A 21,329-nucleotide genomic window follows, 5' to 3' on the forward strand; every position below is an offset into this window, starting at 1 on the left:
GATGCCTGAAGTTCGCCGCGGTCTCTGCGCCGTTGGCCTTGTCGCGCGAAAAGCGACGTTTTCGGAATCAGGCGTTGGCGCCGCCATCGATGGTCAATGCGGCTCCTGTCATGAAGCGGCCCTGCGGGCCGGCCAGCCAGGCGACCAATCCGGCGATGTCATCCGGGGAGCCGTATTCCGGTATCGCCATCCGGCTGCGCTGGGCGTCGGCATGGTCGCTGTCGGCGGGGTTCATGTCGGTGTTGGTGGAGCCGGGATGCAGGACATTGACGGTGATGCCACGCGGGCCGAGATCGCGCGCCAGGCCCTTGGTCAGGCCGACGAGTGCCGCCTTGCTTGCCGAGTAGAGGCCGATGCCTGCATCCGGCACGCGTTCTGCAAGATTGCTGCCGATCGATATTATGCGTCCGCCTTCGGGCATGACAGCTGCGGCTGCCTTCGATGCGATGAAGGGAGCGCGGAAATTGACCGCCATCGTTTCATCCAACTGTTCCAGCGTTACCGTGTCCAGGGGGCCGGCGTGCCAGATGCCGGCGCTGTTGACGAGGATGTCGAGGCGTCCAAGCTGCGCGATGGTGGTCGCCACTGATGCCTCGACCGCCTGCGCGTCGGTGTTGTCCGCCTGTATCGCCAGGCCAAGCCGGCCGAGAGCTTCGATCTCCTTTACGACGGCTTCGGCTTTTTCGGCCGAGCGCACATAGGTCAGCGCGACATCGGCACCGGCGCGGGCCAACTGCCTTGCGATCGCGGCGCCAATGCCGCGGCTGCCGCCGGTCACCAGTGCGACCTTACCCCGGAGTTCGACCGTAGACATTTTGTTCACTGCCTTTCTGTATCAATCAATACAGAATAGTTGTCAGGCTTGCCGGCAGCGGTCAAGTGATTTATGTATCGATCATAACAGAAAGGTATTCGATGTCTCAGAAAGGCCGGCCACGCAGCTTCGATCGCGATGCAGCCTTGAGCCAAGCGATGCGCGTGTTCTGGCAGAAGGGCTATGATGGTGCGTCGCTGTCGGATTTGACGGCAGCCATGGGCATCAACTCGCCCAGCCTGTATGCGGCCTTCGGCTGCAAGGAGGCGCTGTTTCGCGAGGCGGCCGATCTCTATAGCGCAACCGAAGGCATCGATATCTGGAAAGCATTCGAAAGCCCGAGCACGGCGCGGGAAGCGATGGCGAATTTCCTGCGCGCCTCGGCGATCGCGTTCAGCGAGCCCGGTGATCCGAAGGGATGCCTGATCGTGCTTGGCGCGCTCAATCCCAGCGACGGCAATCTGGAGGTCTTCCGCGATCTGAGCCACAGGCGGCAGGCCAACGTGGAAGACTTCAAGAATCGCCTGAAGCTTGCAATCGAACAGGGCGAACTGCCGGCAACGGTTGATTGCGAGGCGGTCGCCGTCTTCTATCTCGCCGTCCAGCAGGGCATGTCGATCCAGGCGCGCGACGGAGCTTCGCGCGAAAGGCTGCTTTCGATCGGCGAGGGAGCAATGGCTGCGTGGGACGGCCTGACGTCAGGCTCGGCCGGCCTTAGCCCTTCACACGCTCCATGAAAGCCATCGCGCCATGCGGCGCATGGACCTTGCCGGAAGTGATGAAATAAACGAACACGTCGCGCGGCTTGACCGGCGCTTCGCTGGCCGGGTCGGCGCGCGGCAGATCGGCAGGCACGCCGCCCTGCGCCCATACTTTTGCGCGCGCAAGCCATTCGTCCAGCGCCTTCGGCGCGTAGCAGGTCGGAATATCGTCGGAACCAGTCTGCAGCCGTGCATAGACGAAATCGCCGGTGACGTCCGCAATGGCCGGGTAGGTTTCGTGGTCTGCAAAGACGATGGCGACATCGTGCTTGCGCGCCAGCGCGACGAATTCCGGCACGACGAAGCTAGGATTGCGCACCTCGACGCAGTGGCGCAATTTCACGCCGTCCTGCTTTTCCGGCAGCAGTTTCAGGAACGCGCCGAAATCATCCTCGTCGAACTTCTTGAACGGTGCGAACTGCCACAGGATCGGCCCGAGTTTCTCGCCGAGTGCTGCAACGCCGGACTCGAGGAACCGCATCATGGATTCGCCGGCCTCACCGAGCACCTTGCGGTTGGTGACGAAGCGGTTGCCTTTCAGCGCGTAGACAAAGCCGTCCGGCGCCTCATTGGCCCATTTGACAAAGGTCGGCTCCTTGAAGCTGGAATAATAGGTGCCGTTGACCTCGATTGTCGGTACCTGCCGGGTGGCGAATTGCAGTTGCTTCGCCTTGGACAGTTTTTCCGGATAGAAGGATGTGTCCCACGGCTCGAACGTCCAGCCGCCCATGCCGGCGCGGATTTTTCCGGAACTGCTCATTGCTTCTCCTCCGTTTCTTCATTCGGTCAAGCGACGTCAGTCGCCTTGGCGGTGCATCTTATGTCGGCGCAACGAAGGGCTGCGAGATCTCCTGAAAGACCGGCAGCGCTTCCAGCCGCTCGCAATGGCTTGAGAGTGAGGGAAATGCCTCGAGGCCGGCGAGCTCAGGGTGCGAGTCCCGCATGTGCCTGATGGACGCCGCAACCGCGATGTCGGCGTGGCCGATGCGCTCGCCGAACCAGTATTCGCTGTCGCTTGCCGCACGATCTTTCTCCAAAGCCGCGAGCGTCCCCTGGATCTGCTTCAGGCAGCGCGCTTCCCAGAGCGGGGAGACGGTTTCATGCAGGCGGCGCTCGTAGAACAGACTGACGGCCTTGTCGGCGAGGCCAGCCGCCAGTGTGGATATCCTGAGAGAATGCCGGCGCGCGGGTTCCGTGCGCGGATGCAGCGTGCGCTGGTCCGGCATCAGGCCGTCGAGATAATCGAGTATGCTGACACTGTCGACGAGCACGTCGCCATCGTCGAGCACAAGCGTTGGCACCCGGGTCAGCGGATTGTATTCGGCGATCTTGTCGGCATCGCCGAACACCGACCACGGCCTATGCTCGAAGGGAAGGCCGTAAAGCCTGAGCGCAATGCCGACGCGGCGGACGAAGGACGAGTCATACTGCCCGATCAGGATCATTTCATCGTCCTCGAACAGCCATAGCCTGTCCGGCATCTTCCGCCGGGGCCACGTCCTTCGCCATATCGACGACTATCCAGCCGGGCCGAACGGGATTTGGCCGACGGCCCGTTTCGTGAAAACCATAGGCCAGATAAAGCGCGATGTTTCGTTCCATCCTGGCATTGGTATAGAGCCGTATTTCCGGCAAGTCCGCCGCGCGCGTTCTGTCTTCCAGCCAACGCAGCAGAGTGAGGCCGAGGCCCTTGCCCTGGAAAGCAGGGGAGACTGCGATGCTGAAGATCAGCAAATGGTCTTCATGCATTTCGAAGACGGCAAGCCCTGCCAGTTCTCCATCGCTTTCCAGCAGCCAGACCTCGCCGTTCTCGACCCGCGGCGCGTAGTCCTCGGTAACCGGGATAGGCGGCGCGCCGAGCAACGCCGTGTAAGGCGCGTAGGCCTGCTCGGTGAGCGCTACGACGGCCGATAAGTCGCCGGAAAGTGCTCTTCTGATCTGCATAGAGGCCCTTTCCGAAACGACTACTCGCTTGATACGCGTGTTCTATTCCGCCGCCTCAGCCTTCCGGCCCGGACGCCGCCCCAAAAGCTCCTTGAGAAACTGTCCGGTGTAGCTGCGCGGTTCTTCGGCAATATCCTCGGGCCTGCCTGAGGCCACCAGTTCGCCGCCGCCGTCGCCGCCTTCGGGGCCGAGGTCGAGCACCCAGTCGGAGGTTTTTATGACTTCGAGATTGTGCTCGATGACGACGACCGTGTTGCCCTGGTCGACAAGCTCATGCAGCACTTCAAGAAGCTTCGCCACGTCATGGAAATGCAAGCCGGTTGTCGGCTCGTCGAGAATGTAGAGCGTCTTGCCGGTTGCCTTCCGCGACAGTTCCTTGGCCAGCTTGATGCGCTGCGCTTCGCCGCCGGACAGCGTGTTTGCCTGCTGGCCGACATGGATGTAGCCGAGGCCGACCTTGGCCAGCGTTTCCAGCTTGTCGCGCACGCCCGGCACGGCGGCAAAGAACTCGACGCCTTCCTCGACCGTCATTTCCAGCACGTCGGCGATCGACTTGCCCTTGAAGGTGACGTCCAGCGTCTCGCGGTTATAGCGCTTGCCGTGGCAGACGTCGCAGGTGACGTAGACGTCGGGCAGGAAGTGCATCTCGATCTTGATGACGCCGTCGCCCTGGCAGGCTTCGCAGCGGCCGCCCTTGACGTTGAAGGAGAAACGGCCGGGCGCATAGCCGCGCGCCTTGGCTTCCGGCAGGCCGGCGAACCAGTCGCGGATCGGCGTGAAGGCGCCGGTATAGGTCGCCGGGTTCGACCGCGGCGTGCGCCCGATCGGCGACTGGTCGATGTCGATGACCTTGTCGAGGAATTCCAGCCCTTCGATGCGGTCATGATCGGCCGGATGCTCGCGCGAACCCATGATGCGGCGCGAGGCGGCCTTGAACAGCGTCTCGATCAGGAAGGTCGACTTGCCGCCGCCCGAAACGCCGGTGACGGCCGTGAAGGTGCCGAGCGGGATTTCGGCGGTGACGTTCTTCAGATTGTTGCCGCGCGCGCCGACGATTTTTATGCGCCGGCCCTTCTTCATCTCGCGACGATGCCGCGGCATGGAGATTTCGAGCTCGCCGGTCAGATATTTGCCGGTGATCGAATTGGGGTTGGCCATGACTTCGGCCGGCGTGCCTTCGGCAATGACATTGCCGCCATGGATGCCAGCGGCAGGGCCGATATCGACGACATAATCGGCGGTCAGGATCGCGTCCTCGTCATGCTCGACGACGATGACTGTGTTGCCGAGGTCGCGCAGGTGCTTGAGCGTGTCGAGCAGGCGGGCATTGTCGCGCTGGTGCAGGCCGATGGACGGCTCGTCGAGCACATAAAGCACGCCGGTGAGGCCCGAGCCGATCTGCGAGGCCAGGCGGATACGCTGGCTTTCGCCGCCCGACAGCGTGCCCGAATTGCGCGCCATGGTCAGGTAATCGAGGCCGACATCGTTGAGGAAGCGCAGGCGCTCGCGGATTTCCTTGAGGATGCGCACCGCGATCTCGTTCTGCTTGTCGTTGAGAGACGCCGGCAGGTCCTCGAACCAGCCGTTGGCCTTGCGGATCGACAGCGCGGTCACTTCGCCGATGTGCTTGCCGGCGATCTTCACCGCCAGCGCTTCCGGCTTCAGGCGAAAGCCGTTGCAGGTCGGGCAGGGTGTGGCCGACATGAAGCGCTCGATTTCCTCGCGCATCCAGGCCGATTCCGTTTCCTTCCAGCGGCGCTCGAGGTTCGGGATGACGCCTTCAAAAGTCTTCGTCGTCTTGTAGGACCGCAGACCGTCGTCATAGGTGAAGGCGATTTCGCGCTCACCGGTGCCGCGCAGGATGGCTTCCTGTGCTTCCTCGGTCAGGTCCTTGAACTTGTCGCCGAGCTTGAAGCCATAAACCTTGCCCAGCGCTTCCAGCGTCTGCGAATAATAGGGCGATGTCGATTTCGCCCACGGGCTGACGGCGCCGTCGCGCAGCGAGACATTGTCGTCGGGCACGATCAGGCTGGCGTCAATGGCGCGCTGGTTGCCCAGGCCGTCGCAGGCCGGGCAGGCGCCGAACGGATTGTTGAAGGAGAAAAGCCGCGGCTCGATCTCCGGAATGGTGAAGCCGGAAACCGGGCAGGCGAATTTTTCGGAGAACAGGATGCGCTCATGCGTCTCGTTCTTCGACTTGTTGACGGAATCCTCGCCGGTCTGGCTGGCGTCCAGCGGCCGGTCAGCGAATTCGGCGACCGCAAGTCCGTCGGCGAGCTTCAGCGCCGTCTCGATGGAATCCGCCAGGCGCGTTGCCAGATCGCCGCGCACGACGACGCGGTCGACCACGACGTCGATGTCGTGCTTGTACTTCTTGTCGAGCGCTGGAACATCGGCGATCTCGTAGAAGACGCCATCGACCTTGACGCGCTGAAAGCCCTTCTTCAGGAGCTCTGCCAGTTCCTTGCGGTACTCGCCTTTGCGGCCGCGCACCATCGGCGCCATGATGAACAGGCGCGTGCCTTCTTCCAGCGCCAACACGCGGTCGACCATCTGCGAAACCGTCTGGCTCTCGATCGGCAGGCCGGTCGCCGGCGAATAGGGAACGCCGACGCGCGCGAACAGCAGGCGCATATAGTCGTAGATTTCGGTGACGGTTCCGACCGTCGAGCGCGGATTGCGCGAGGTCGTCTTCTGCTCGATCGAGATAGCTGGAGACAGACCGTCGATCTGGTCGACATCCGGCTTCTGCATCATCTCGAGGAACTGACGCGCATAGGCCGAAAGGCTCTCGACATAGCGGCGCTGGCCCTCGGCATAGATCGTGTCGAACGCCAGCGACGACTTGCCCGAGCCTGAGAGGCCGGTCATGACGATCAACGAATCCCGGGGAAGGTCGAGATCGATGTTTTTCAGATTGTGTTCGCGCGCACCGCGAATGGAAAGATATTTATGATCGGCCATGCCGGTCCGCCGCCTCAATTCAAGAAAACTGTTGGATTGGCCCGTCTGTCCGGCCATCCCGTCATGTAGGTATTTTTGCCGCTCTGTCGAGGGACGCCCAACCCTCTCCGTCAGCAGGGTTTAGCCGCCTTTGCCCGCGGGGAGCAAGCGAAAAGAACAAAGGCCGAACACGCTCCTGACATATTGTGCATAAGCCATATGGCTTTGTTACAGGCCGATCACATTTTTGCCGGCAAGGCTTCGCGTGGTTGACGCCGAAAAATCGAAGGAGCAGACTTCCTATGTCATCTGGAGCCGAGCATCCTTCGATGTTCTTCGCAGCCGGTAGGCGGTTTGCGAGACGCCGCAAACCAGCGAATAAGCGCTTTGGAAGACTTTGGAGAAACTGACAGAGGAGCGAGGTATGACCCCACCTGACAGTCCCAAATGGCTCTGCAAATGCGCGGAGCCGCGCCAGGCATAAGTGCCCGGGCTTGCCCGGCAGACTGTGACCTGCCGTCCCCAAAAAAGAAAATCAGAGACCACTAGTCGGATCGTTGGCTGAAGCCGCGTAGCATCCGAAAGCAAAGCCGGTAAAACACTCCCGGCAGTTGGCAAAAATGTCATCAAAGCCTCGACCGCTCTTGAATGAGCGGCGAGGCTGTTTTCATGATCCCGACAGACATCCCGTCGAAAACGCCGTTTGACGCCACAATAACAAATCTCCGCCGCCGTGCCGCCTCACGGCTAACCGCGATTTGCCGCAATCGCTGGGGAAATTGGCGCTCGCCAATGCCGACGTCCTTTTTCATCAAGACGAGGCATCGCCCGGTTTCGCGAGGCCTTGAGTATGACGGTGTTTGGGAAGCGGTCGGTGCCTGCGCGAGCGGGTGTCTGGATTGCGGGGGCTCTCGCACTGCCTCTGTTGGCGCTTGGTGCATTCCTTTGCGATCTGCAGCTTTCCGGAAACTTCCATACGGTCGTGCCCGGCGAACTCTATCGCGCGGCGCAGCCGACGCCGCGCCAGCTGCAAGAATACGCCGACAAATACGGCGTAAAGTCCGTCATCAACCTCAGGGGACCGCATGATGGCTTCGCATGGTACGAAGCGGAGAAGGCGGAAAACGCGAGGCTCGGGATCAAGCAGATCGATTTTCGCGTCAGTTCGATCACCGAGATGGACAGCAAGGAGATCGCCAGGCTTGTTGCGATAATGCGCCAGGCGAGGAAACCGCTGCTCGTTCATTGTCAGTCGGGCGCTGATCGCAGCGGATTGGTTTCGGCGCTCTATCTGGCCGCGGTCAGCGGTGTAGATATCAAAGAGGCGGCGCGCCAGCTTTCAATCAGGTACGGGCATTTTTCGATGCCTTTCAGCCGTACCTACGCCATGGACCTGACTTTGGAGGCATTTGGTGCCGCATCCGCTCAACCCAGCAGCTAAGTTTCGATAATTGCGGCTTTCGGTTGAAAAAGACGTGAAATCGGATGGCGGCGCTTGAAATACGGTGAATTGCTGTATAGAACAAAATGAGAACAAACAACTTGTGGACAGAGCCTGAATTTCATCCCCGTTGTGGCCGGGATGGTGTCTATGGGCTAAGGTGTACCGGCAAATTTGCCGATTTTGTTAGGATAAGCGCGGAGCGGTGTCATGGCGGGTAGCGTCAATAAAGTCATTCTGGTTGGTAATCTCGGCGCGGATCCGGAAATCAGGCGGTTGAACTCGGGTGAGCCGGTCGTCAACATTCGTGTCGCCACCTCCGAAAGCTGGCGCGACAAGAATTCCGGCGAGCGCAAGGAAAAGACCGAGTGGCACAATATCGTCATCTTCAATGACAACCTCGCCAAGGTCGCCGAGCAGTATCTGAAGAAGGGCATGAAGGTCTATGTCGAGGGTCAGTTGCAGACCCGCAAATGGACGGACCAGACCGGCAATGAGCGCTACACGACCGAAATCGTGCTGCAGAAGTTCCGCGGCGAATTGCAGATGCTCGACGCGCGCGGGCAGGGCGGCGACGGCGGGCAGGTGAGCTATGGCGGCGGCGGTGGCCGTGGATCGGATTTCGGCCAGTCCGGCCCGAACGATGATTTCAACCGTGGCGGTGGCGGCGGTGGTGGAAACCGAGGCGGCGGTGGCGGTGGTTCGTCACGCGATCTCGACGACGAAATCCCGTTCTGAGTGACTTTTTCGCGGGGGCGTTCAACGCTCCCGCGAACCCGTTTTCTGTCTAGAAAGACTTTGCCGATAGTCTTTACGGCTGCCTTTGAAATCGATCAGCCTGCCGCCACCATTGCCTTGATGCCATCGGCAACGAACTGGACGGCCAGTGCCGCCAGGATGACGCCGAGAAGTCGCGTCAGGATCGAACGGCCGGTCTGGCCAAGCAGGCCGTCGATGCGCTCCGCCAGGATGAAAACGAGGTAGGTGAGGGCAAGGCACAGGAAGATGATGCCGACCAGTGCTGCCTGCGCGGCCCACCCCGGAAATGAGCCTGACAGCAGCACCGTCGCCGAGATGGCGCCTGGCCCCGCGATCAGCGGGATCGCCAGCGGAAATGCCGCAATGTTGTGGATGTGATCCTTGGTGATCGCCACGTCCGAAATCTTCTCCTTGCGGTCCTGCCGTTTCTCGAAAACCATCTCGAAGGCAATGAAAAACAACAGGAAACCGCCTGCGACGCGGAAGGCAGGCAGGGTGATGCCGAACACCGACAGGATCGACGCGCCGGCAATCGCAAACAGCGCCATGACGCCGAAGCCGATGATGCTGGCGCGGATCGAAACCTGACTGCGCTGCGCGCGTGTCATGCCCCGCGTAACCGCAAGGAAGATCGGCGCCAGCCCGGGCGGATCGATGGTCACCAGGAGCGTCACGAAGGCGTTGAAAACACTGTCGAAATTCGGCATTCCGTGTCCTCCTGCAGGCAGGCTACATTGCCGGCTTTCCGCGCGCCAGTCCCCTCACGGCAAGATCAGGGCAAAGGCCTCCTGATTTCTTGGGAGGCATATTTTCGACATGGTGTCGCAGGATTGCCCGAATCGTCGGTATCCATTTGAATTTGTGGCGAAAAACAGTTCTGGAAAAAAGCGCTCGGTATTGGTGAAATCGGTATCGTTCCTATATAAGAGGGCAGTGATTCTCCTAGTTTAAGTGATCCGATTTGACCGACCAGAAATTACCGGGTGGACCCGGCGGCCCCTCCGATATCGAGCCTATCTCGATCATCGAGGAGATGCAGCGTTCCTATCTCGACTATGCGATGAGCGTCATCGTCAGTCGTGCGCTTCCGGACGTTCGCGACGGGCTGAAGCCGGTTCACCGGCGTATCCTTTTTGCCGCCCATGAAAGCGGCTACCACTGGAACCGCAAATATGTGAAGTCGGCGCGCCCGGTCGCCGACGTCATGGGTAAATACCATCCCCACGGCGACGCCTCGATCTATGACGCCTTGGTTCGCATGGCGCAGGATTGGTCGCTGCGCGTTCCGCTGATCGACGGGCAGGGCAATTTCGGCTCCATCGACGGCGATCCGCCTGCGGCGATGCGCTATACGGAATCGCGCCTGACCAAGGTCGCGCACGAGCTTCTGGAGGATATTGACAAGGATACCGTCGATTTCCAGGAAACTTACGATGCGTCCGGTCGCGAGCCCCGCGTTCTGCCTGCGCGCTTCCCCAATCTTCTGGTCAATGGCTCCGGCGGCATCGCCGTCGGCATGGCGACCAACATCCCGCCGCACAATCTGACCGAGGTCTGCAACGGCGCCATCGCCATCATCGACAATCCGGCGATCGATCTGCCTGCGCTGATGGAAATCATTCCCGGTCCGGATTTCCCGACCGGCGGCATCGTTCTCGGCCGCTCCGGCATCTATAATGCCTATTCGACCGGGCGCGGCTCCATCGTCATGCGCGGCAAGGTCGCCATCGAAGATATCCGCAACGACCGCGAAGCCATCATCATCACCGAAGTTCCCTATCAGGTGAACAAGTCGACGATGATTGAGAAGATGGCCGAGCTCGTGCGCGACAAGCGCATCGAGGGTATTTCCGATATTCGCGACGAATCCGACCGACAGGGTTACCGCGTCGTCATCGAATTGAAGCGTGACGCGGTCGCCGACGTCATCCTCAACCAGCTTTATCGCTTCACGCCGCTTCAGACGTCGTTTGGCGCCAACGTGGTTGCCTTGAACGGTGGCAAGCCGGAAATCCTGACCCTGATCGACATGCTGAAGGCCTTTGTGTCCTTCCGCGAGGACGTCATCAGCCGCAGGACGAAATTCCTGCTGCGCAAGGCGCGCGATCGCGCCCATGTCTTGGTCGGCCTAGCGATTGCCGTCGCCAATATCGACGAGGTCATCCGGGTGATCCGGCAGGCGCCAGACCCGCAGACGGCGCGCGACCAGTTGATGGAGCGCCGCTGGCCGGCCCGCGATGTCGAGTCGCTGATCCTGCTGATCGACGATCCACGCCATCGCATCAACGATGACGGCACCTACAATCTTTCCGAGGAACAGGCGCGCGCCATTCTGGAACTGCGTCTGCAGCGCCTGACCGCCCTTGGCCGCGACGAGATCTCGGACGAACTCAATACCATCGGCGACGAGATCAAGGATTACCTCGACATCCTGTCGTCGCGCGCGCGCATCCAGCAGATCGTCAAAGACGAGCTTGCTGCGGTTCGCGACGAGTTCGGTACTCCGCGCCGCACCGAGCTTAGCGATGGCGGCTCGGACATGGACGACGAGGATCTGATCCAGCGCGAGGACATGGTCGTCACCGTCAGCCATTCCGGCTACATCAAGCGCGTGCCGCTTTCGCTCTACCGGGCGCAGCGCCGCGGCGGCAAGGGCCGCTCCGGCATGTCGACCAAGGACGAGGATTTCGTCACGCGGCTGTTCGTGGCCAATACGCATACGCCGGTGCTGTTCTTCTCCTCGCGCGGCATCGTCTACAAGGAAAAGGTCTGGCGCCTGCCGATCGGCAATCCGCAGTCTCGCGGCAAAGCGCTGATCAATATGCTGCCGCTGGAGCAGGGCGAGCGCATTACCACGATCATGCCGCTGCCCGAGGACGAGACGAGCTGGGGCGAGCTCGACGTGATGTTCGCCACCACACGCGGCACCGTCCGCCGCAACAAGCTCAGCGATTTCGTCCAGGTCAACCGCAACGGCAAGATCGCGATGAAGCTGGAGGAGGCGGGCGACGAGATTCTCGGCGTCGAGACCTGCACCGACAATGACGATGTGCTTCTGACCGCGGATACCGGCCAGTGCATTCGCTTCCCGGTGGGTGACGTTCGCGTCTTCCAGAGCCGTAACTCTGTCGGCGTTCGCGGCATCAGCATGGGCGAGAAGGACCGCGTCATCTCGATGGCGATCCTCGAACATGTCGATGCGGATGCGCCCGAACGTGCGGCTTATCTCAAGCGTTCGGTTGCCGAGCGGCGGTTGGCTGCGGATGCGGCTGCCGGCGAAGAGGAAGAGATTGCTCTGACCAACGAGGAGGTCGGCGAGGAAGCCGATATCTCCGAGGAGCGTTATCAGTTCCTGTCGCAGCATGAGCAGTTCGTGCTGACAGTCACGGAATATGGCTACGGCAAGCGCTCGTCTTCGTACGATTTCCGTCTGACCGGGCGTGGCGGCAAGGGTATTCGTGCCACCGACGTGTCGAAGGTCGCTGAAATCGGCCGCCTCGTCGCGACCTTCCCGGTCGGCAACGAGGACCAGATCATGCTGGTTTCCGATGGTGGGCAGGTCATCCGCGTGCCGGTCAACGGCATACGCTTCGCCAGCCGTGCCACCAAGGGCGTCACGATCTTCAATACGGCAGATGGTGAGAAAGTCGTCTCTGTCGAGCGCATTTCCGAGCCGCAGGGCGACGAAGAGGCTGACGAGATCGTTGCTTCAGACGGAACGGTTGTCGAAGGTGTTACGGAAAATGCGCCCGAAGACCAGGGGCCGACAGAGTAATACCAGGAAATCCTGAAGTATTGCTCCCGCGTTCAACCACCTCGCCGGAATACGGTGAGGTGGTGGTTCCAAGAGATCAGCGGGGACCGAAACCGTTCGAGCGAGCCTTCTGCTCCTGAAGGCGCATGCGCTCCGACTCCTGATGGATGCCGAAAGCGGTTGCGATCAACATGGCGATAGTCATTGCAGCAGCGAGCATGTAAATCATCATGGTCTTGTTCTCCTGACCTCGATAACGATGATGTGGCGATTTGGTTTCATGTTTTCCAGATCACGCTACTTCGCATTGCTTGAACTTGTCGTGATCGCTCCGTTCATCAGGCGTTCATTCTGCAGTCCGCGGCAGATTGCCTTTGCTCACGCTGCCCGCTAGAACCACGCCATGACAGAGCGCATCGCCATCTATGCTGGGTCGTTCGACCCTTTGACCAACGGCCATCTCGACGTGCTGAAGGCCTCGCTTGCCATCGCCGACACGGTGTTTGCGGCAATCGGCATTCAGCCTGCGAAGAAGCCGCTGTTCTCCTTCGAGGAGCGCGTCGACCTGATCGAGCGCTCGACCGCGACCGAATTCGGCAAGGATGCCAAGCGCATCAAGGTCGTTGCCTTCGAGGGGCTGGTCATCGATGCGGCGAAGAAAAACGGCGCTTCGATCATGATCCGCGGCCTGCGCGACGGTACCGATCTCGACTACGAGATGCAGATGGCCGGCATGAATGAGACCATGGCGCCCGATCTGCAGACCATATTCCTGCCGGCCAGCCCGTCGGTTCGCACGATTACCGCCACACTTGTCCGCCAGATAGCGTCGATGGGCGGCGATATCCGGCCGTTCGTGCCTAAAGTGGTCGCCACCGCGCTGACTGCAAAATTCGCAAAGTAAAGGGAGTGGAGATGTCCATGCAGCTGAGAAAGCTTGCTTCGTCGTTCGTCGTCATCGCCGGTCTTGTCGGCTCTTCCATCTCCGCCTTCGCGGCCGAGCCGGAAAACACCATGGTCATCAGCCTTAAGGGTGGAGATGTGACCATTGCGCTTCGGCCCGACCTCGCGCCCAAGCATGTTGAGCAGATCAAGGCGCTGGTGCGTGAAGGCGCCTATGACAATGTCGCCTTCCACCGCGTCATCGATGGCTTCATGGCCCAGACCGGCGACGTCGAGTTCGGCAACATGAAATCTGGTTACGATCCGCAGCGCGCCGGCACCGGCGGCTCGAAAAAGCCCGACCTTCCGGCCGAATTCTCCTCGAGCGAACATTTCGTGCGCGGCACGGTCGGCATGGCCCGGGCCCAGAACCCGAACTCGGCGAATTCGCAGTTCTTCATCATGTACGCACCCAATCCCGGCCTCGACGGCGACTACACCATCGTCGGCAATGTCGAGAGCGGCATGGAATTCGTCGATGGCATAAAAAAGGGTGATGCGGCTGCCAACGGGGTTGTCAGCAGTCCCGACCGCATGATCAAGGTGCGCATCGCCGCCGATGGCAAGTAAACTGAAATTACGAAAAAGGAAATTTGTTATGGCCGAAATCAAGGATCGCGAAAACGCGCTCATCATGGAAACCACGAAGGGCAAGGTCGTCATCGAACTTCTGCCCGACCTGGCGCCCGGCCATGTCGGCCGCATCAAGGAACTGGCGCGTGAAGGCGCTTATGACGGTGTGGTCTTCCACCGCGTCATCGACGGCTTCATGGCGCAGACCGGCGACGTGAAGTTCGGCAAGTCCGATGGCCCGAACTTCAATCCGGCGCGCGCCGGCATGGGCGGTTCCGACAAGCCGGACCTGAAGGCCGAATTCTCCAACATGAACCACGCGCGCGGCACCTGCTCGATGGCTCGCGCCCAGAACCCGAATTCGGCGAATTCGCAGTTCTTCATCTGCTTCGAAGACGCCGGCTTCCTCAACCGCCAGTACACGGTTTGGGGCCAGGTCATCGAGGGCATGGACAATGTCGACAAGATCAAGCGCGGCGAGCCGGTTCAGGATCCCGACAAGATCGTGTCGCTGAAGGTCGCGGCAGACGTCGCGGAATAACAGGCAAGGCAGGCCGTTATGGCGGGGGTTCTCTGGTCACTGATCGGCATACTGGCTGGCGCGTTCATCGCCATCCAGGCGCCGATCAATTCCGAGCTCAGCAAAGGGCTCGGACTTCCCGTCGCTGCGGCCGCCTTTTCCTTCCTGTCGGGCGCGATCGTGCTCGGCATCGTTTCCTTCGCCATCACGCGCGCGCAAGGGATTTCGCTTGATTGGCGCGCGCCGGCACCCTGGCTGTTCGTCGCCGGGGGCATGCTTGGCGGTGCCTATGTCACCAGCGCCACCATTCTGACGCCCAAGCTGGGTGCAGCGGCATTGATGGCGTTTCTCGTCACCGGCCAGTTGCTTGCCGGCATGCTCATCGACCGCGTCGGCTTCCTCGGTGTTGCCGTCCGCGAAATCTCGGTGGGGCGCATCGCCGGAGCGCTGCTGCTGCTCGCCGGGGCGCTGATGATCCGCATCTACTGATGCGCGTCGATCTTTTCGATTTTGAACTCCCGGAAGAGCGCATCGCTTTGCGCCCCGCTGAGCCGCGCGATTCCGCACAGATGCTGGTCGTGAGACCCGGGGAAGCTCTGGAAGACAGGCATGTCGGTGACCTGCCGCAGCTGCTCCAGGCAGGCGATCTACTTGTTTTCAACGACACCAAGGTCATTCCGGCGCAGCTGAAAGGCATAAGGCGGCGCGGCGAGGCTGCCGCGCATGTCGATGCCACGCTGCACATGCGCACCGGCCCGGATCGCTGGCTGGCTTTTGTCCGTCCGGGCAAGCGCGTGGCCGCAGGCGACCGCATCCATTTCGGCCATGACGGCAATTCATGCTTTCTCGGCGCGCTCGACGCAACCGTGCTCGAGAAAGGCGAGGGCGGCGAGGTGCTGCTCGGCTTCGATCTCTCCGGCCCGGTACTAGATGAAGCGTTGCATACGGTCGGTCACATCCCCCTGCCGCCTTACATCGCCTCGAAACGTCCCGACGACGCCCGCGATCTGGCCGACTACCAGACCGTCTATGCGCGTGAGGAGGGTGCGGTTGCCGCGCCGACCGCCGGGCTGCATTTCACGCCGGCGCTTTTCGATGCGCTCGACAAGCGCGGCATCGAGCGGCATTTCGTGACGCTGCATGTCGGTGCCGGCACGTTCCTGCCGGTGAAGGTCGATGACACCGCCGATCACAAGATGCATGCCGAAATCGGCCAGGTCTCGGAAGAAACGGCGGATGCGATCAACAAGGCGCGCGCCGAGGGCCGCCGCATTGTCGCGGTGGGCACCACTTCGTTGCGCCTGCTGGAAAGTGCCGCCAGCGAAGACGGGCGCCTGGCGGCATGGTCCGGCCCGACCGACATCTTCATCACGCCGGGCTATCGCTTCCGCGCCGTCGATGTGCTCATGACCAATTTTCACCTCCCGCGTTCGACACTGTTCATGCTTGTCTCGGCCTTCGCAGGAACGGATACGATGCGCGCGGCCTATGCGCATGCCATCGAAAACCGCTACAGATTCTACTCCTACGGGGATTCCAGTCTCCTGTTCAGGATGGAGGAGAGCGATGGACGATGATCTCGATGTAATGGACCGGCCCGCTTTAGTAGCGGAAGTCAGGAAATTGCGGGCAGGCATTCGCCAGCATCGTGATTCCACGGGCCACGACCTCTGCTGGCATCACCCTGGCCTCTGGGCGTTGTTGCCGGAGAAGACCGAACCGGCGATTGCCGTGCCGCCCTGGCCGAAATTCATGCGCGGCTGCATTCGCTATCGCCAGTCGCTTGACGAACAGGCCGCCGGCGCCCCAATTCACGACAGGGAATTTGATGTCTGACACCTTCGGTTTCCGCGTTCTGGCCACCGACGGCAAGGCCCGGCGCGGCGAGATCACCATGCCGCGCGGCACCATCCGCACGCCCGCCTTCATGCCGGTCGGCACCGGCGGCACGGTCAAGACCATGTATATGGACCAGGTGCGCGATCTTGGCGCGGACATCATCCTCGGCAACACCTATCACCTGATGCTGCGGCCGGGTGCGGAGCGCGTCGCGCGCCTTGGCGGCCTGCATGAGTTCGCCCGCTGGCCTTATCCGATCCTGACCGATTCCGGCGGCTTCCAGGTCATGTCGCTGTCGAAGCTGCGCAAGCTGAGCGAAAAGGGCGTGACCTTCCGCTCGCATATCGATGGCGCGGCTTATGAAATGTCGCCCGAGCGCTCGATCGAAATCCAGGGTCTGCTCGATTCCGACATCCAGATGCAGCTGGACGAGTGCGTAGCCCTGCCTGCCAAGGACAAGGATATCGAGAAAGCGATGGAGCTTTCGCTGCGCTGGGCCGAACGCTGCAAGGTGGCCTTTGGCGATCAGCCGGGCAAGGCGATGTTCGGCATCGTGCAGGGCGGCGACAAGCCGGCATTGCGCGTGCGCTCAGCGCAGGCACTGAGCGGGCTCGGGCTGAAAGGCTATGCTGTCGGTGGGCTGGCGGTCGGTGAGCCGCAGGAGGTCATGCTCGACATGCTTGACGTGACCTGCCCGGAACTGCCCACTGAAAAGCCGCGCTACCTGATGGGCGTCGGCACGCCTGACGATATCGTCAAATCCGTTGCGCGCGGCATCGATATGTTCGACTGCGTCATGCCGACCCGCGCCGGGCGTCACGGCCTTGCCTATACGCGGCGCGGCAAGGTCAACCTCCGCAACGCCCGCCATGCCGACGATCATCGCCCGCTCGACGAGGAAAGCGATTGCCCGGCAGCACGCGATTATTCCCGCGCCTACCTCCATCATCTCGTCAAATCGCAGGAAGCGCTGGGCGCCATGCTTTTGACCTGGAACAATCTTTCCTACTATCAGCGCCTGATGCAGGATGTTCGCGCCGCCATAGAGGCTGGAGCCTTTGTCGATCGCACAGCCGAAATTTCGGAAGGCTGGGCAAGGGGCGATATTCCGGCGCTGTGAATGATATTAAGTGCTGAATGAATTCGCCGCCCGCAGACTGACACCGGTGATGCGGAACACACCGTCCGGCTGCAGTTCCAGCGTATAGACCGCCTCATAGTCCTTGCCGTCCGCACCGACGATAATCACCTGCTGGATTATCGAGGTCGGGCTGAGTTCCTGGACCTTGCCGAAGGCATAGCTGCGCGGCTGATGGACGGGCTGATACGCACCCATCACCATGTTCATGAAGTTTTCCAGCGTCGGGAAGATGCGCTTCACATTGGGTGCGGCGAAACTGTAGGCGGCGGCGTTGTCCCCGGCGCGGAACGCCTTGAGTTGACTATCGATGGAGCTTTGGGCTGCTTTGATCTCCGCATCGCCGGCAAAAGCCATCGAGACGTAAAGCGCGGGAATGATCGCTAGAGCTAAGAGGCTTCGGCGCATGAATTCTCTCCCGTCGTATCGAGCGCAATGCCGCAGCTCGGCATCGATGCGCCGGGCTTCAGTCTAACATACGCAAGGCGCGGCCTCCCGGTTTCATCCGGCAACGAGATTCGCTTGCCAGTACCGCTGACGGCCATGCCGACTTTGCCCAAGCGATTTTCAAACCCCGTAGGCAGCATGCCTATATTCTGGGCAAAAGGCGGAAGATGTATCGCGTTGATCATGGAATGTGCGATTGCGCTTGCTTTTCTTCTTCGACCTCATTTCAAATGAGGTTCAGAGGGGAGTGCGCGATTGGCTGCATTCGACGAAATGCTTCCGGAAACTACCGGATTGCGAAAACCATACACGGGCTATGACGACTGGTTCAAAGACCAGGATGCGGCCCGATTGACCGAAAAAATGCGCGATGCCGAGCGCGTTTTCCGCAAGACCGGCATCACCTTTGCCGTCTATGGCGAAGAAGAGGCTGCCGAGCGGCTCATTCCATTCGATATCGTCCCACGCATCATCTCGGGCCAGGAATGGCGCCGGCTAACGCAGGGCATAGAGCAGCGCGTTCAGGCGCTGAACGCCTTTCTCGACGATATCTATCACCGCCAGGAAATCCTGCGGGCAGGGCGCATACCCCGCGAATTGATCGCCAGCAACGTGGCCTTCCTGCCGGAAATGATCGGCGTTCGCCCGCCCGGCGGCGTTTATACCCACATCATCGGCACTGACATCGTGCGCATCAATGAGAACGAATTCTACGTTCTGGAAGACAATGCGCGCACGCCCTCCGGCGTTTCCTACATGCTGGAAAACCGCGAAACGATGATGCAGCTCTTTCCCGAGCTGTTCCAGCGCATCAAGGTACGGCCGGTCGAGAATTATCCGCAGCTTCTGCGTCAGTCCCTGAGCGCTGTGCGCCCGGACGGGGTGAAGGACGCGCCGACGATTGCCGTGCTGACGCCGGGCAGCTTCAACTCGGCCTATTTCGAACATGCCTTCCTCGCCGACCAGATGGGCGTCCAGCTTGTCGAAGGGCAGGATCTGCGCGTCGTCGACGGCCATGTCGCCATGCGCACGACCGAGGGTTACAAGCAGATCGACGTGCTCTATCGCCGCGTCGACGATGCCTTCCTCGATCCGCTGACCTTCCGCCCCGATTCGGCGCTCGGCGTGCCGGGCATCATGGATGTCTACCGCGCCGGCAACATCACCATTGCCAACGCTCCGGGCACCGGCATTTGCGATGACAAGGCGATCTACTCCTACATGCCGGAAATCATCGAGTTCTATACCGGCCGCAAGGCGATGCTGGGCAACATCCCGACCTGGCGCTGCTCGGAGCCGGACAGCCTGAAATATGTGCTGGAACATCTCGATGAGCTCGTGGTGAAGGAAGTTCACGGTTCCGGCGGCTACGGCATGCTGGTCGGGCCGGCGGCGAGCAAGAAGGAATGCGAGGCGTTTTCGCAAAAGCTGAAAGCACGCCCGGCCAACTACATCGCCCAGCCGACGCTTTCGTTGTCGACCTGCCCGATCCTGACCGAAAAGGGCCTCGCCCCGCGCCACGTCGATCTCAGGCCTTTCGTGCTGGTTTCCGATCGCATCCAGATCGTGCCCGGCGGGCTGACGCGGGTGGCGCTAAAAGAAGGCTCGCTGGTGGTGAATTCCTCGCAGGGTGGCGGCACGAAGGATACGTGGGTTCTCGACGATTGAGTTAGTTTTAAAGGGTATCGATGCTTCTCGGACGCACCGCAAACGGCATTTACTGGATGAATCGCTATATCGAGCGGGCCGAGAATATGGCGCGCCTGATCGATGCCGGCATGCGCATGGCGCTGACCCGGACGTCAAGTTCGGCGGACGAATGGACCTCCGTCATTCTGAGCGCCGGGGTGGAAGCGACATTTCGCGAGCGCCATGATGATTTCAGCGCCGAAACGGTCACCGATTTCCTTCTGCGCGACACATCCAATCCGTCGAGCGTGATGTCGGCGATCGAAACGGCCCGCAACAATGGCCGCATGGTGCGCACAGCGCTGACGCGCGAGACCTGGGAAAGCATAAATGAGGCCTGGATGTCGCTGAAGCGCATGCTGGGCAGCCCGGTCGACCAGCGCGACGTGCCGGCGGTGCTGGACGCCATCAAGCGCGAGACCGCGCTGATCCGAGGCGCTTTCCACGGCACGATGCTGCGCAACGAGATCTTCGATTTCTCCCAGATCGGCACCTTCGTCGAGCGGGCCGACAACACGGCGCGCATCCTCGACGTCAAATATTACGTTCTGCTGCCGTCGATTTCCTGGGTCGGGTCGACGCTGGACAACTACCAGTGGGAATCGATCCTGCGCTCGGTGTCGGCGCATCGTTCCTATCGCTGGGTTTATGAAGCCGACTACAGACCGGCCAATATCGCCGACTATCTCATCCTGAATAACCGCATGCCGCGTTCGCTTGCCTATTGCTATCGCAACATCGCCGAGAGCCTGGCCTATCTGGCTGACGATTATGGCGAACTCCACGCCTGTCACAAGACGGCGGGTGAAACCATGGCCAAGCTGGAAGTCGGCAACGTCAAGACCATCTTCGATGCAGGCCTGCATGAATTCCTGTCGTGCTTCATCCGCGACAATTACCGCCTCGGCGACGAAGTAGCCCAGAATTACAGGTTTCATTGATGCGCCTCAAAATCACGCATCGCACCGAATACCACTACGACATGCCTGTTCATTACGGGCTGCAACGGCTGCGGCTGTTGCCGCGAGACGGCAAGACGCAGTCGGTGCTGTCGTGGAACGTTGCGGTCGGCGGTGCGCGCGAGGAGGTGCGGTTTTCCGACCAGTTCGGCAACGACACGCGGCTGGTCAGCATCGAAGGCGATCCGCGCGTGGTCAGCGTCGAGGCCACGGGCGAGGTCGAAACGCACGACACCGCCGGCGTCAGCGGGCCACACAGCGGTTTTGCGCCGCTCTGGCTGTTCAGTCATGCGACACCGCTGACGGAGGCTGGTGAAGGCATTCGTCAACTGGCGTCGTCGGTAGGGCCGGGCGCCGAGATCGATCGCCTGCATCAATTGTTGGGCATGGTGCGGGAGCGTGTCGACTATGTCGTTGGCGCGACCGACGCCGAAACCACGGCGGAAGAGGCGCTGAAACAGGGCCGCGGCGTCTGCCAGGATCATGCCCATGTGTTTTCGTCCGCCGCACGGCTGCTCGGCATGCCGGCGCGCTATGTCAGCGGCTATCTGATGATGGACGGCACCATCGAGCAGGTGGCGAGCCATGCCTGGGCGGAAGCCTTTGTTCCCTCGCTCGGCTGGGTCGCGTTTGACGCCGCCAACGGCATTTCCCCAGACGAACGCTATGTGCGACTTGCGACAGGCCGAGATTATCGCGATGCTATGCCGGTTTCCGGGATTCGCTTGGGACAGGCGTCGGAACAGCTTGCGGTTCACATCACGGTCGAGCAGTAATCCCGGTATTGTTTTAGAATACGGGATTCC

General features: G+C 61.1%; 22 protein-coding genes. 14 read left to right on the plus strand and 8 right to left on the minus strand.

Features of this window, described 5'->3' with window-relative positions:
- Positions 1-67 precede the first annotated feature (67 nt).
- Positions 68-814 (minus strand): SDR family NAD(P)-dependent oxidoreductase, encoded by a 747-nt coding sequence (locus tag BM413_RS12215; protein ID WP_091913602.1) that lies wholly within the window; start codon positions 812-814, stop codon positions 68-70.
- Positions 815-915: 101 nt separating this feature from the next.
- Here BM413_RS12215 and BM413_RS12220 point away from each other — a divergent pair, with 101 nt between their 5' ends.
- On the plus strand, positions 916-1,551 hold the full coding sequence (locus BM413_RS12220) for a TetR/AcrR family transcriptional regulator (RefSeq protein WP_091913603.1): 636 nt from the start codon (positions 916-918) through the stop codon (positions 1,549-1,551).
- On the opposite strand, the gene BM413_RS12225 is transcribed toward BM413_RS12220, so the two are convergent.
- The 4 genes from BM413_RS12225 to uvrA are packed head-to-tail and all read right to left on the minus strand — an operon-like array spanning position 1,529 to position 6,483.
- A complete protein-coding gene (locus tag BM413_RS12225; protein ID WP_091913604.1) occupies positions 1,529-2,335 on the minus strand; it encodes a DUF72 domain-containing protein in 807 nt (268 codons plus the stop codon). The two genes, BM413_RS12220 and BM413_RS12225, sit on opposite strands and share 23 nt — an antisense overlap.
- Before the next feature lie 58 nt (positions 2,336-2,393).
- The gene (locus tag BM413_RS12230; RefSeq protein WP_091913732.1) at positions 2,394-3,020 is read right to left on the minus strand and encodes a glutathione S-transferase family protein; all 627 of its coding nucleotides are present in this window, start codon (positions 3,018-3,020) and stop codon (positions 2,394-2,396) included.
- A 1-nt stretch (position 3,021) separates the two neighbouring features.
- Positions 3,022-3,519, minus strand: coding sequence for a GNAT family N-acetyltransferase (locus BM413_RS12235; protein ID WP_091913605.1), 498 nt, complete (start codon positions 3,517-3,519; stop codon positions 3,022-3,024).
- A 42-nt stretch (positions 3,520-3,561) separates the two neighbouring features.
- Positions 3,562-6,483 carry an excinuclease ABC subunit UvrA gene (uvrA, locus tag BM413_RS12240; RefSeq protein ID WP_091913733.1) on the minus strand — a complete coding sequence of 974 codons (2,922 nt, stop codon included), beginning with the start codon at positions 6,481-6,483 and terminating at the stop codon, positions 3,562-3,564.
- Positions 6,484-7,444: 961 nt separating this feature from the next.
- Between uvrA and BM413_RS12250 the strand changes: the two genes are divergently transcribed.
- Both BM413_RS12250 and ssb read left to right on the plus strand, forming a co-directional pair.
- Complete coding sequence (locus tag BM413_RS12250; RefSeq protein WP_244537849.1) at positions 7,445-7,903, plus strand: dual specificity protein phosphatase family protein; 459 nt, start codon at positions 7,445-7,447, stop codon at positions 7,901-7,903.
- Positions 7,904-8,113: 210 nt separating this feature from the next.
- On the plus strand, positions 8,114-8,641 hold the full coding sequence (gene ssb / locus BM413_RS12255; RefSeq protein ID WP_091913608.1) for a single-stranded DNA-binding protein: 528 nt from the start codon (positions 8,114-8,116) through the stop codon (positions 8,639-8,641).
- A gap of 95 nt (positions 8,642-8,736) precedes the next feature.
- Here the strand turns inward: ssb and BM413_RS12260 are convergent, their stop codons facing one another.
- Entirely contained in the window at positions 8,737-9,369 is a 633-nt protein-coding gene (locus BM413_RS12260) for a MarC family protein (protein ID WP_091913609.1), read from the minus strand.
- A gap of 254 nt (positions 9,370-9,623) precedes the next feature.
- Here BM413_RS12260 and gyrA point away from each other — a divergent pair, with 254 nt between their 5' ends.
- Entirely contained in the window at positions 9,624-12,437 is a 2,814-nt protein-coding gene (gene gyrA / locus BM413_RS12265; protein ID WP_091913610.1) for a DNA gyrase subunit A, read from the plus strand.
- A 76-nt stretch (positions 12,438-12,513) separates the two neighbouring features.
- Here gyrA and BM413_RS33995 read toward each other — a convergent pair whose 3' ends face one another.
- Positions 12,514-12,648 carry a hypothetical protein gene (locus BM413_RS33995; RefSeq protein ID WP_091913611.1) on the minus strand — a complete coding sequence of 45 codons (135 nt, stop codon included), beginning with the start codon at positions 12,646-12,648 and terminating at the stop codon, positions 12,514-12,516.
- Positions 12,649-12,819: 171 nt separating this feature from the next.
- Between BM413_RS33995 and coaD the strand changes: the two genes are divergently transcribed.
- From coaD to tgt, 7 genes are read left to right on the plus strand one after another with little or no spacing between them, the layout of a single operon-like run.
- The gene (gene coaD / locus BM413_RS12275) at positions 12,820-13,320 is read left to right on the plus strand and encodes a pantetheine-phosphate adenylyltransferase (protein ID WP_091913612.1); all 501 of its coding nucleotides are present in this window, start codon (positions 12,820-12,822) and stop codon (positions 13,318-13,320) included.
- Positions 13,321-13,331: 11 nt separating this feature from the next.
- On the plus strand, positions 13,332-13,928 hold the full coding sequence (locus tag BM413_RS12280; RefSeq protein ID WP_175544311.1) for a peptidylprolyl isomerase: 597 nt from the start codon (positions 13,332-13,334) through the stop codon (positions 13,926-13,928).
- Between the two features lie 28 nt (positions 13,929-13,956).
- Entirely contained in the window at positions 13,957-14,472 is a 516-nt protein-coding gene (locus tag BM413_RS12285; RefSeq protein WP_091913614.1) for a peptidylprolyl isomerase, read from the plus strand.
- An 18-nt stretch (positions 14,473-14,490) separates the two neighbouring features.
- Positions 14,491-14,940 (plus strand): DMT family transporter, encoded by a 450-nt coding sequence (locus BM413_RS12290; protein WP_091913615.1) that lies wholly within the window; start codon positions 14,491-14,493, stop codon positions 14,938-14,940.
- Positions 14,940-16,028 (plus strand): tRNA preQ1(34) S-adenosylmethionine ribosyltransferase-isomerase QueA, encoded by a 1,089-nt coding sequence (gene queA / locus BM413_RS12295; protein WP_091913616.1) that lies wholly within the window; start codon positions 14,940-14,942, stop codon positions 16,026-16,028. Before BM413_RS12290 ends, queA begins: the two co-directional genes overlap by 1 nt.
- Positions 16,018-16,287 carry a hypothetical protein gene (locus BM413_RS12300; RefSeq protein WP_091913617.1) on the plus strand — a complete coding sequence of 90 codons (270 nt, stop codon included), beginning with the start codon at positions 16,018-16,020 and terminating at the stop codon, positions 16,285-16,287. Before queA ends, BM413_RS12300 begins: the two co-directional genes overlap by 11 nt.
- Positions 16,280-17,410, plus strand: coding sequence for a tRNA guanosine(34) transglycosylase Tgt (gene tgt / locus BM413_RS12305; protein WP_091913618.1), 1,131 nt, complete (start codon positions 16,280-16,282; stop codon positions 17,408-17,410). Before BM413_RS12300 ends, tgt begins: the two co-directional genes overlap by 8 nt.
- A gap of 6 nt (positions 17,411-17,416) precedes the next feature.
- On the opposite strand, the gene BM413_RS12310 is transcribed toward tgt, so the two are convergent.
- Positions 17,417-17,836: a DUF4864 domain-containing protein gene (locus BM413_RS12310; protein WP_091913619.1), complete on the minus strand. Its 420-nt coding sequence runs from the start codon at positions 17,834-17,836 to the stop codon at positions 17,417-17,419.
- Positions 17,837-18,130: 294 nt separating this feature from the next.
- Between BM413_RS12310 and BM413_RS12320 the strand changes: the two genes are divergently transcribed.
- Genes BM413_RS12320 through BM413_RS12330 form a run of 3 tightly spaced genes read left to right on the plus strand, consistent with a single transcriptional unit; the run spans position 18,131 to position 21,299 of the window.
- Positions 18,131-19,543: a circularly permuted type 2 ATP-grasp protein gene (locus tag BM413_RS12320; RefSeq protein ID WP_162931620.1), complete on the plus strand. Its 1,413-nt coding sequence runs from the start codon at positions 18,131-18,133 to the stop codon at positions 19,541-19,543.
- A 20-nt stretch (positions 19,544-19,563) separates the two neighbouring features.
- Positions 19,564-20,505 (plus strand): alpha-E domain-containing protein, encoded by a 942-nt coding sequence (locus tag BM413_RS12325; RefSeq protein WP_091913621.1) that lies wholly within the window; start codon positions 19,564-19,566, stop codon positions 20,503-20,505.
- On the plus strand, positions 20,505-21,299 hold the full coding sequence (locus tag BM413_RS12330; RefSeq protein WP_091913622.1) for a transglutaminase family protein: 795 nt from the start codon (positions 20,505-20,507) through the stop codon (positions 21,297-21,299). Before BM413_RS12325 ends, BM413_RS12330 begins: the two co-directional genes overlap by 1 nt.
- The last annotated feature ends 30 nt before the right edge of the window (positions 21,300-21,329 follow it).

This window comes from Mesorhizobium sp. YR577, assembly GCF_900116595.1.
In the GTDB taxonomy this organism is placed as follows: Bacteria; Pseudomonadota; Alphaproteobacteria; order Rhizobiales; family Rhizobiaceae; genus Mesorhizobium_M.

Coding starts and splice junctions, on each gene's coding strand:
- BM413_RS12220 (WP_091913603.1), top strand. CDS start 916: ATGTCTCAGAAAGGCCGGCCACGCAGCTTCGATCGCGATGCAGCCTTG.
- tgt (WP_091913618.1), top strand. CDS start 16,280: ATGTCTGACACCTTCGGTTTCCGCGTTCTGGCCACCGACGGCAAGGCC.
- coaD (WP_091913612.1), top strand. CDS start 12,820: ATGACAGAGCGCATCGCCATCTATGCTGGGTCGTTCGACCCTTTGACC.
- uvrA (WP_091913733.1), bottom strand. CDS start 6,483: ATGGCCGATCATAAATATCTTTCCATTCGCGGTGCGCGCGAACACAAT.
- BM413_RS12215 (WP_091913602.1), bottom strand. CDS start 814: ATGTCTACGGTCGAACTCCGGGGTAAGGTCGCACTGGTGACCGGCGGC.
- BM413_RS12280 (WP_175544311.1), top strand. CDS start 13,332: ATGTCCATGCAGCTGAGAAAGCTTGCTTCGTCGTTCGTCGTCATCGCC.
- BM413_RS12290 (WP_091913615.1), top strand. CDS start 14,491: ATGGCGGGGGTTCTCTGGTCACTGATCGGCATACTGGCTGGCGCGTTC.
- BM413_RS12330 (WP_091913622.1), top strand. CDS start 20,505: ATGCGCCTCAAAATCACGCATCGCACCGAATACCACTACGACATGCCT.
- BM413_RS12325 (WP_091913621.1), top strand. CDS start 19,564: ATGCTTCTCGGACGCACCGCAAACGGCATTTACTGGATGAATCGCTAT.
- BM413_RS12235 (WP_091913605.1), bottom strand. CDS start 3,519: ATGCAGATCAGAAGAGCACTTTCCGGCGACTTATCGGCCGTCGTAGCG.
- BM413_RS12285 (WP_091913614.1), top strand. CDS start 13,957: ATGGCCGAAATCAAGGATCGCGAAAACGCGCTCATCATGGAAACCACG.
- BM413_RS12260 (WP_091913609.1), bottom strand. CDS start 9,369: ATGCCGAATTTCGACAGTGTTTTCAACGCCTTCGTGACGCTCCTGGTG.
- queA (WP_091913616.1), top strand. CDS start 14,940: ATGCGCGTCGATCTTTTCGATTTTGAACTCCCGGAAGAGCGCATCGCT.
- ssb (WP_091913608.1), top strand. CDS start 8,114: ATGGCGGGTAGCGTCAATAAAGTCATTCTGGTTGGTAATCTCGGCGCG.
- BM413_RS12230 (WP_091913732.1), bottom strand. CDS start 3,020: ATGATCCTGATCGGGCAGTATGACTCGTCCTTCGTCCGCCGCGTCGGC.
- BM413_RS33995 (WP_091913611.1), bottom strand. CDS start 12,648: ATGATGATTTACATGCTCGCTGCTGCAATGACTATCGCCATGTTGATC.
- BM413_RS12310 (WP_091913619.1), bottom strand. CDS start 17,836: ATGCGCCGAAGCCTCTTAGCTCTAGCGATCATTCCCGCGCTTTACGTC.
- BM413_RS12300 (WP_091913617.1), top strand. CDS start 16,018: ATGGACGATGATCTCGATGTAATGGACCGGCCCGCTTTAGTAGCGGAA.
- BM413_RS12225 (WP_091913604.1), bottom strand. CDS start 2,335: ATGAGCAGTTCCGGAAAAATCCGCGCCGGCATGGGCGGCTGGACGTTC.